The sequence below is a fragment of the Blastomonas sp. genome, from assembly GCF_041747255.1.
GTDB lineage: Bacteria > Pseudomonadota > Alphaproteobacteria > Sphingomonadales > Sphingomonadaceae > Blastomonas.
Window position 1 is genome coordinate 1 of record NZ_JBGTFM010000411.1, and the last position, 8,916, is coordinate 8,916.

Here is an 8,916-nt window from a genome sequence, read left to right on the forward strand (position 1 = left end):
CGGCCGCCGCCGCGATAATCGCGAAAACCGTATTTCTTGTCATAGGCATAATCGGCATGGCCGGGGCGATAGCTTTGCGCGACCTCGCTGTAATCCTTGGATCTTTGGTCAACATTCTCGATCATCAGGCTGATCGGCGTGCCGGTGGTGCGGCCTTCGAATACGCCCGAGAGGATACGCACCTGATCGGGCTCTTGCCGCTGCGTGGTAAAGCGCGAGGTGCCGGGGCGGCGCGCATCAAGGAACGGCTGGATGTCAGCTTCGCTCAACGCCAGCCCCGGCGGGCAACCATCAACCACCGCGCCCAGCGCCGGCCCGTGGCTTTCGCCCCAGGTGGTGAAGCGCAGCACGCGGCCAAAGGTGTTGAAGCTCATCGGCTATTCCAGTCGTCCAAACGCAGGTGCATAATCCGCGCTGCCGCTTTGCGGGATGGCAAGGCCGGTGTCCAGATACAGCGCCATGAAATGCACGCCGGAAAAGGACGAGACAAAGGGCGCGGCGCGCGCCGGATCAAAGCCGAAGCGCGCATAATAATCGACATCGCCCAGCACGAAGCACGCAGCATAAGCCTCGGCGCGCAGGATGTTGAGGCCATGCTCGACCAGCTTTGATCCGACACGGTTTCGCTGGTGGCCGGGCAACACGCCGAGCGGTGCCAGCCCGGCACAGCGCCAATGGGCGGTGTCGGCAATCACATGCATCCAGCTGAAGGCGATATGGCCGATGATGGTCTCGTCCAGCTCTGCGACCAGTGAGACCAGCATGTCGCCATCGGCCTCAAGCATCCCCACCAGCCGTGCCTCGTCCTCTGCGCCGAACGCAGCGCTGTGGACCGCGAAAATGGCGTCGGCATCGCCGGGCAATGCCGTTCGGATGTGCATCAAATGTCCAGCGCAATATCCGGCGCGTCTTCCTGCTTCATTCCGACGACATGATAGCCCGCATCGACATGATGCGTTTCGCCGGTCACGCCCGATGATAGATCCGAACACAGGTACAGCCCCGCACCGCCAACGTCGTCAATTGTCACGTTGCGGCGCAACGGCGCGTTATATTCGTTCCATTTAAGGATGTAGCGGAAATCGCCGATGCCCGATGCCGCCAGCGTCTTGATTGGGCCGGCCGAGATCGCGTTGACGCGGATGTTCTCCCGCCCCAAATCATTGGCGAGATATTTGACGCTCGCCTCAAGCGCTGCCTTGGCGACGCCCATGACGTTGTAGTGCGGGATGACCTTTTCTGCGCCATAATAGCTCAGCGTCACGATCGATCCGCCGTTGGGCATCATCGCGCGCGCGCGCCTGGTGACCGCGACCAGAGAATAAGCCGAGATTTTCATCGTCATCAGAAAGTTCTCAAGGCTGGTGTCGACATACAGGCCGCGCAGTTCGTTCTTGTCAGAAAAGCCGATGGCGTGGACGACGAAATCGATCGTCGGCCAGCGGCTCGCCAGAGTCGCAAAAGCGCTGTCGAGCGCCTGCATGTCTGACACGTCACACTCGAAGGTAAAGTCGCTGCCCAGCTCAGCCGCCAGCGGGATGACCCGCTTGCCCAGCGCTTCACCCTGGTAAGAGAATGCCAGCTCCGCGCCATGTTCAGCGAGCTTTTGGGCAATCCCCCAGGCCAGTGACTTGTTGTTGGCCAGCCCCATGATCAGGCCACGTTTGCCCTGCATCAATCCGCTCATATCTCTATCCTCAATGGTCATGCTGCGGGCGCCTTTGCCCCGCCCTGGTTGCGGGCCAGCGCTGCGTTCAATTCCGCCCCGATTACCATGGCAACGCCGATGAGGAAGAAGAAAATAAGACTGATCATCACCCCGGCAAGGCTGCCATAGGTCAGATCATAGTTGGCAAAGTTGCGCAGAAAGGCAGGCATCAGCCCCAGGCTGACCATCCACCACAGGCTGATGAACAGCGGCCCAGGCCAGGTCGGAAAGCCTGCCCGGCGGCAGTCAACCGGGGTCAGCAGCCTGAACAGCAGGTACAGCATCGCGAACAGGACCGTGAGCGTGAGCAACTGGCCGAACGCCACAATCGCCATCGCCTGACCCGGAAAATTGATGCCGATGGTGATGATCTGCGACGCGCCGACCAGCATCACCTGTGTGCTAAGCGCCAACATCGATGCGATCACGGTCAGCACAATCATCGCCATTGATCCCAGCCGATAATGCCAGAACGGTCGCTCGCCGGTGGTGTTATAGGCGCGGCGGATAATCATACGGATCGCTTCGACCAGGCTGCCGGTTGTCCACAAACCGACAATCACCGCGAGCCACAGCAGGCCGCCGCTGCGCGCGACCATTGCCGCCTCGACCGGCGCACTCATCGCCGCGCCGACACTGGGCGGCAGTGCGGCGAGAAACGCCTGCACAGCATCGCTGCCATAGTCGCTACGCCCGAAGATGCCGCCGAGCGCCGCTGCCACAATGAAGAACGGGAAGATGCTAAGCAGCGCCAGATACGCGAAATTGCCCGCCAGCACTCCGCCATGCTGCACGACGTTACCGATCACCTCGCGCGCAACCGCGAGCGAGGCCGGGAACCATCGTGGTAGGCGCATTTTGGTCAAGGCAGCAATTGGCTGCGGGGGTCGAAGTCCGAAGTCCAGCCCTCTACAAATTTTGCCAGCGCGGCATCGCTTTCAGGCAGTCGCACCTGCAGTTCGATAATCTGGTCACCGCGCGCGCCGGTCTTGCCGTGAAAGCCCTTGCCCTTAAGGCGCAGCTGCTGACCCGAATTGCTGCCCGGTTTGATCTTGAGCATGACAGCGCCGTCAACCGTCGGCACGCGCACCTGGCCACCTGCAACTGCCTCTTTCAGGCTGATCGGTAGGTCGAGCCGGACATTGTCGCCATCGCGGCGGAAAAACCGGTGCGGCCTGACCTCGATGGTGACGATGCCATCGCCTGCGCCGCCAGGCCCGGACTGGCCCTTGCCGTTCAGCCGCATCTGGGTGCCGGTTTCCACGCCATTGGGCAGCTTCAGGTCAATCGTCTTGCCATCGGCAAGCGTAATACGCTGGGGCTTCAGCGCAGCAGCATCGGTGAAATCCACAGCCAGCTTATAGGCGACATTGGCCCCCTTGGGCGCGGATTGGCGTGTGCCCGGGCGATAGCCGCCGCTCGCACCGCCGCCAGTAAAGCCGCCGAACAGCCCATCGAAAATGTCCGCGAAATCAACGCCATCGTTGCCAAAGCCTGAAAATCCCGCGTTGTCGTTGCCCCGGCCCTGCGGTCGGAAACCCCCGCCACTGCCGCCGCCAAAACCGAAGGGCGCTGCCGGGTTGCCGTCGATATCGATTTCACCGCGATCAAAGCGGGCGCGCTTGTCCTTGTCGGACAGCAGGTCATAGGCGCGGGTCACTTCGGAAAAGCGCGCCGCCGCCTCTTTGTTGTCCTTGTTGTAATCGGGGTGCAGTGCCTTGGCGAGCTTGCGATAGGCGCTCTTGATGTCCTTGTCGCTTGCGCCCTTGGACACGCCGAGAATTGCATAAGGATCAGCCATGAATGTCGTCGCCATCGTTGGTCAGGAGGTCCATTGTTGCTGAATTACAACAATAATTGGGGTTGGGGCAGGGGGTATTTCAAGTCGGGATGAGATGAGCCGAGCGTGTGCGCAATAATACTGCGCGTAGCACGATATAGATCGCCAGCCCCAGCGGCCCGGCCATGAAGGTGGCGATCAGGATCGGTGCCTGGATCAGCCGCCCTTTAAGATCGTTCAACCCATACGCATCGGCGTTGCGCGCAATCCACAGGCCGACAAACAGATCGAAACACAGATAATGCACCCAGCCAATGGTGACACCCGCATCGCTGCTGAAAATGCTGCGCACGCCCGCGATGGTGCTGAAGTCCGCACCGCCGCCGCCGGTGGGCACGACGCCGCTGAGCACAAGCACCAGCCCGGCCGCATAGCCCAGCGCGAGCAGCAGGATGGGGCCGAAGAACAACGCGCGCACCACGATCTCGCGGCGCGGGGCGAGGATCAGTACGCCCCAGGCGACCAGCGCCACCAGATTGGCGATCCCGAAAATCTGTTCCCAGGCCAAGGCTATTCCTCTGTTCATTGCGATGCCGCGCCGCCATATAGGCGGTGCACCGGGTGCACTGTCTTATCGCATTAAGGCAGTCAAGGAAACCATCCCATGGGTGCCGCAGGAAGATGCCATGGCCGATGATCCATTTGCGCTGTTCGATGAGTGGTTTGCGCGCGCGCGCGAGACAGAAGTTAATGACAGCAACGCCATGGCGCTGGCGACAGCAGATGCGCAAGGCCACCCATCGGTGCGCATGGTGCTGCTCAAGGGCCACGGGCCGGACGGGTTCGTCTTTTACACCAATTATGAGGGGCGCAAAGGGGGCGAACTGATTGCCAATCCTCATGCTGCGCTGCTGTTTCACTGGAAGTCGCTGCGCCGCCAGATCCGCATCGAAGGTGCGGTTTCGCCTGTCGATGACGCCACCGCTGACGCCTATTTTGCCTCCCGCTCGCGTGATTCGCAGCTGGGGGCATGGGCATCCGACCAGTCGCGGCCCTTGCCCGAACGCGCGATCTTTGAGGCGCGCTTTGCCGAAGTGGAGGCGCGTTTCGCCGAAAAGCCCGTGCCACGCCCGGCGCACTGGTCTGGCTTCCGCGTGGTGCCAACGAGGATCGAGTTTTGGGAGGATCGCGACCACCGCCTGCACCATCGCCGCCTGTTCACGCGCACCGATACCGGTTGGACCGAAGGATTGCTTTACCCATGACCGACTTGCCCGAAACCCTGCCTTATTGTCATATTGACGCCTTTGCCGACCGCCCGTTCACCGGCAATCAGGCGGCGGTGATGCCGCTCGCGCGCTGGCTGGACGATTCCACGCTGCTGGCGATCGCGGAGGAAAACAACTTCGCTGAAACCGCATTCATCATGCCCGACACCGGCAGCGCGGCGGATTATGCGTTGCGCTGGTTTACGCCTGCGGTGGAGATAGCGCTGTGCGGTCACGCAACACTCGCGGCCGGGCATTTCGTGTTCGAACAGGGCTTTGCGGGCGATACGGTGCGCTTTGCGACGCGCAAGGCGGGTGTGTTGAACGTAACCCGCGATGGCGCGCTGCTGTCGCTCTCGCTCCCCGCCTATCCGCCAAAGCCCGCGCCCTTGCCCGAATGGACGGCGGCTCTGGGCGCGCGTCCGGCGGAATATCATGTCTTTCCGGGTGGCTATCACGTGTTGCTGTTCGATCATGCGGATACTGTGCTGGCGCTGGCCCCCGATATGAAGGCGCTCGCCGCGCTTGGCGATCACCAGTTCATCTGCACCGCACCGGGCAAGCAGACAGACGTGCTCAGCCGCGTGTTCGTCCCCGGAGCCGGCGTGGATGAAGACAGCGTAACCGGATCGGCCCATGCGGTGCTGACCCCGTTCTGGGCGGCGCGACTGGGCCGCAGCAGCTTCACCGCCTATCAGGCCAGCAAGCGCGGCGGCCATGTCCACTGCACGCATAGTGGCGACCGCGCCGTGCTGGGCGGCAGTTGCGTGACAGTGGTTGAGGGCATTTTCCGGCTGCGGTGAGGGGCGCGTTTACGCTGAACCGGGCTGTTACCAAAAAGAGCGGACCAGCCGTTCGCGACCCCTTTTCGGTCGTTCAATAGATGAGCTGGCGGTCACTTATCCATCGTGGGCCTGCTCCGAGGGCCAAACTCAACAAGAATAGTCGCGGCCGTCTAAACAATAAGAGTTGGGACCAGTTTGCTTGGCAGTGGGAAGATATGGAGAATCATGTCGCCGGGTTCGTGGGTGATCATCAGTACTGTAAGCAGCGCGATGAGTCCTACGGCATACACGAGTCTGTGTCGGCTCGCGGGGATATAGAGAATTCCTAAGACAATGCCGCTCACCATCACAAGGAGCGTTATGTACGCTAGGGGTTCAAGGTCTTCGACGCCACCCAAAGCTACTCCCAGAATAGCGCCGAAGAAAATGCTCAGACCGTTCAGGGCCGCTTGATATTCCTGTTCACTGGAAGTGAAGATCGCCTTCAAGCGTCGCATGCGTAACCCCTTGAATTCCCGATCCCAATGTGCAGGGTAGCGATGAAATCGCCCGTTATCCTCCCACTTTCAGACTTTCGCAGTTTTACGTTCACGGACCTACTTACAGATCAACTCGTCGCGCCGCAGTGTGGGCGAAGATTGCCTCCCGAGGAAACACCTTGCTTTCTGCGGTAGCAGGAAATCGCTGGTCGAGGGGATGCTTCGGTTGCGCTGAGCGGATCAGGCAAAAGCTACATCAAGCAAAGGCAACAACCGCTCTCGGCTTTGGCGGCGTGATCCTCTTAACCCTGATCATCAGGGCAGCCGCCTGCGCACGGGCAAGATCATGCGCCGATTGCATGCGCAGCAGCGTCTTTAGAGATATGCCGAACGCGTTCTCAAAGCGGATCGCCATTTCAGGCGACAGGCCGGACTTGCCATTCAGGACATTGCTGATCGCAACCCGCGTGACACCCAGATGCTTAGCCGCATCGCTCTGCGTCAGGTCATAGGGCTCATTAACGTTGCGCCGGAGCCGGGGGCCGGGGTGGACCGCAAAGCTGTTGTGCAGCTTGATCGCCATCAGTGATAATCCTCAAGGTCCAGATCTGCGATTGTCGCATCGTCGATCTCGGGGAAGGTCAGCCGCCAGTCTCGTGACGGTCATTGCAAATGCCCCTTTGCCGTCACCGTCCTTACACCAAACCGGGCCAAAACCCTAACCCACCGGAAACAGCACCGCGATTTTGCCAAGCTGGGTTTCAACCGGGTCAAGCACATCGTCCTGCGTCTTGCCCAGCCGCACCATCGTCAGCCGCTGGCTGGGGCTGACGATGACGAACTGGCCAAGATGCCCCTGACACGCAAAGACGTCGGCGGGGAGCAGATCAGGATACAGCACCTTGCCGCGACCCGCAGGCCGGGGCTTGTTCAGCCAGATATGCCCGCCATAGGCCGGCTCGTTGGGCGAGGATGTCGTCATGAAATCGACCCAGCCGCGCGGCAGCACCTGGTTGCCGGCAATCGAACCCTTGTTGCGCAGGAACTCGCCGAACTTGGCCCAGTCGCGGGCGTTGGCCTGGATGATTGATCCGCCGATCATTGTGCCGTTGGCGTCGAATTCGGGCACCATCGATGTGATACCCAGCGGCTCGAACAAACGCCCGCGCATGTAGTCGGTCATCGCCCGGCGGCGCACATCGGAGTCCTTGCTGTTGGTCAACCGGCTGGTGATGATGTCGCTCAAGATAACGCTGGTGTTGGTCGAATATTCAAACTTTGCGCCCGGCTCTGCCTCAAGCGGCTGCGCGGTGGCATAGGCGGCCATATCGTCGCGGCCATCGAGAAACAGCATGCGCACCTCGTCAGACTCATACGGCGGGCTGCCCGCTTCGGTGTGCTCCAGCCCCGATGCCATATGAAGCAGATGGCGCAGGGTGATCGCGCCGCGCGGATCGCCGGGGCGCTGCCATGCGGGGACCGGCGCAGGTGCATTGAGCGCCAGCCGGCCATCGGTGACCATCAGGCCGATCAGCACAGCGGTGACGCTCTTGGCCATCGACCAGCTGATGAAGCGGGTGTTGCGGTCATAGCCCGGCGCATAGCGTTCAACGACAATCTCGCCGCCGCGCATGATTACCAAAGCGCGGGTCTCGGCCATCTCGTCGTCTTTGAACAGGGTGTCGATTTCGGTGCTCAGCGTGGGTGTCGAGACGCCGGGTATTTCGGCAATCATCGCCTCGCCGGTGTTTGCGGCCTTGCCCGGCGCGCCGTAGAGGCTAAAGCCGCTTGCGGTGATGATGCCGGTTGCGGCAAGGGCGGTGAGGATGCGATGCTTCATGGCCGTATCCATCGGGCAGGTGAGGACCAATGGCAACTCGAAATATGATGTCTGGCGCGCGATCTGGCGGCAAGCTGAAATGGGTGCTGTTGGTGCTGGCGGTGCTGATTGTGGCGGGGCTTGTCTATGCCTGGCCCATGATGCGCGCCTATAGCCAGACCGGCGCGGCTTATTCGGCACGGGTGGTGTGTTCGTGCCGCTATATCGGCGGGCGTGACCTCACCGATTGCCTGAAGGACCTTGAGCCCGGCATGGAGATCGTCAGTGTCGCCGAAGCCGATGGCAGCAAACGCATAAACGCCAGCGTGCCGCTGATGGCGAACGAGAGCGCGGAGCTGCGCGAAGGCTATGGCTGCGTACTGATGACCCCGCAAGAACGCGACGCGGCAAAGTAAGCGTTTTTAAAAGCTGAAGGTCAGTTGACCATAGCCATAGCGCGTGTCGCGGAAGCGGGGCGCATTGGGGGCTGACCTGCGGACTGCACCGTTGGTGAGCAAGGCCGTGCCCGCCTCGATCCTGACGCGCTTGTCCACCAGCCAGTGGCCGATCCGCGCCTCAAGCATATGGCCGACAAACCGCCCGGCTTGGCCGCTGGCATCGGCGAGCGCGGTGTTGCCAAAGCGGTCGCGGCGGCTGTGCAACCAGGTCGGGCGCCACAGGGCCATTACGTCCCAGCCTTTGGCCGGGGCCGCCTCGAACCTTAGCCCAGGTGCGACGATGTTGGTGCGGGCGAGCGGGCCGAAAATGCCGGTGGGGCCAAGCTCCCAGCGCCGCGCCCCGAACAAGGTATCGAATCGCGAGAAGCGGCTGGAGCGGGGATCATCGCCGCTCGCGATATCGAACATGGCGGACATGCGTGGGCGAAAGGCCAGATCGAAGCTTCGCCCCAGCTCAGCGTGAAAGAAATAGGCGCGTACATCCTGGCGCGCAGCATCAGCGGCGGTCGAGGCGCGGATCGTGCCCAGCTGCAGCGCGCCTTCCGCATCGATATCCCAGTGCCCCGGCTGTGGGGCGCGGAAAAGCCGCGCGCCCGCAGTCATCAGCTGGCGGTTACGC

At 61.7% G+C, this 8,916-nt stretch carries 13 protein-coding genes; 3 read left to right on the plus strand and 10 right to left on the minus strand.

Translation table 11 applies throughout. The features are described from left to right. The 6 genes from ACEW8G_RS13880 to ACEW8G_RS13905 form a co-directional block, all read right to left on the minus strand. A partial coding sequence (locus tag ACEW8G_RS13880) for a chorismate synthase (RefSeq protein ID WP_373488999.1) occupies window positions 1-374 on the minus strand: 374 nt, incomplete at its 3' end. A gap of 3 nt (window positions 375-377) precedes the next feature. Next, window positions 378-881, minus strand: coding sequence for a GNAT family N-acetyltransferase (locus ACEW8G_RS13885; RefSeq protein WP_373489000.1), 504 nt, complete (start codon window positions 879-881; stop codon window positions 378-380). Then, window positions 881-1,687 (minus strand): enoyl-ACP reductase FabI, encoded by an 807-nt coding sequence (fabI, locus tag ACEW8G_RS13890; RefSeq protein ID WP_373489001.1) that lies wholly within the window; start codon window positions 1,685-1,687, stop codon window positions 881-883. Before fabI ends, ACEW8G_RS13885 begins: the two co-directional genes overlap by 1 nt. 17 nt (window positions 1,688-1,704) lie before the next feature. After that, complete coding sequence (locus ACEW8G_RS13895; RefSeq protein ID WP_373489011.1) at window positions 1,705-2,565, minus strand: YihY/virulence factor BrkB family protein; 861 nt, start codon at window positions 2,563-2,565, stop codon at window positions 1,705-1,707. 5 nt (window positions 2,566-2,570) lie between these two features. Further along, window positions 2,571-3,509, minus strand: coding sequence for a DnaJ C-terminal domain-containing protein (locus tag ACEW8G_RS13900; protein WP_373489002.1), 939 nt, complete (start codon window positions 3,507-3,509; stop codon window positions 2,571-2,573). Between the two features lie 79 nt (window positions 3,510-3,588). Next, window positions 3,589-4,056 (minus strand): ABA4-like family protein, encoded by a 468-nt coding sequence (locus tag ACEW8G_RS13905; RefSeq protein WP_373489003.1) that lies wholly within the window; start codon window positions 4,054-4,056, stop codon window positions 3,589-3,591. Window positions 4,057-4,174: 118 nt separating this feature from the next. Here ACEW8G_RS13905 and pdxH point away from each other — a divergent pair, with 118 nt between their 5' ends. After that, window positions 4,175-4,753, plus strand: a complete 579-nt coding sequence (gene pdxH / locus ACEW8G_RS13910; RefSeq protein ID WP_373489004.1) for a pyridoxamine 5'-phosphate oxidase — start codon at window positions 4,175-4,177, stop codon at window positions 4,751-4,753. Then, the gene (locus tag ACEW8G_RS13915; protein ID WP_373489005.1) at window positions 4,750-5,559 is read left to right on the plus strand and encodes a PhzF family phenazine biosynthesis protein; all 810 of its coding nucleotides are present in this window, start codon (window positions 4,750-4,752) and stop codon (window positions 5,557-5,559) included. The genes pdxH and ACEW8G_RS13915 overlap by 4 nt, the downstream gene beginning before the upstream one ends. Before the next feature lie 152 nt (window positions 5,560-5,711). Here ACEW8G_RS13915 and ACEW8G_RS13920 read toward each other — a convergent pair whose 3' ends face one another. The 3 genes from ACEW8G_RS13920 to ACEW8G_RS13930 form a co-directional block, all read right to left on the minus strand. Beyond that, entirely contained in the window at window positions 5,712-6,038 is a 327-nt protein-coding gene (locus tag ACEW8G_RS13920; protein WP_373489006.1) for a hypothetical protein, read from the minus strand. Window positions 6,039-6,276: 238 nt separating this feature from the next. Continuing rightward, complete coding sequence (locus ACEW8G_RS13925) at window positions 6,277-6,603, minus strand: HigA family addiction module antitoxin (protein WP_373489007.1); 327 nt, start codon at window positions 6,601-6,603, stop codon at window positions 6,277-6,279. Window positions 6,604-6,738: 135 nt separating this feature from the next. After that, window positions 6,739-7,860: a serine hydrolase domain-containing protein gene (locus ACEW8G_RS13930; RefSeq protein WP_373489008.1), complete on the minus strand. Its 1,122-nt coding sequence runs from the start codon at window positions 7,858-7,860 to the stop codon at window positions 6,739-6,741. Between the two features lie 29 nt (window positions 7,861-7,889). Between ACEW8G_RS13930 and ACEW8G_RS13935 the strand changes: the two genes are divergently transcribed. Continuing rightward, entirely contained in the window at window positions 7,890-8,255 is a 366-nt protein-coding gene (locus ACEW8G_RS13935) for a hypothetical protein (RefSeq protein WP_373489009.1), read from the plus strand. Window positions 8,256-8,261: 6 nt separating this feature from the next. Here ACEW8G_RS13935 and ACEW8G_RS13940 read toward each other — a convergent pair. After that, on the minus strand, window positions 8,262-8,916 hold a 655-nt coding region (locus tag ACEW8G_RS13940; RefSeq protein ID WP_373489010.1), incomplete at its 5' end, for an alginate export family protein.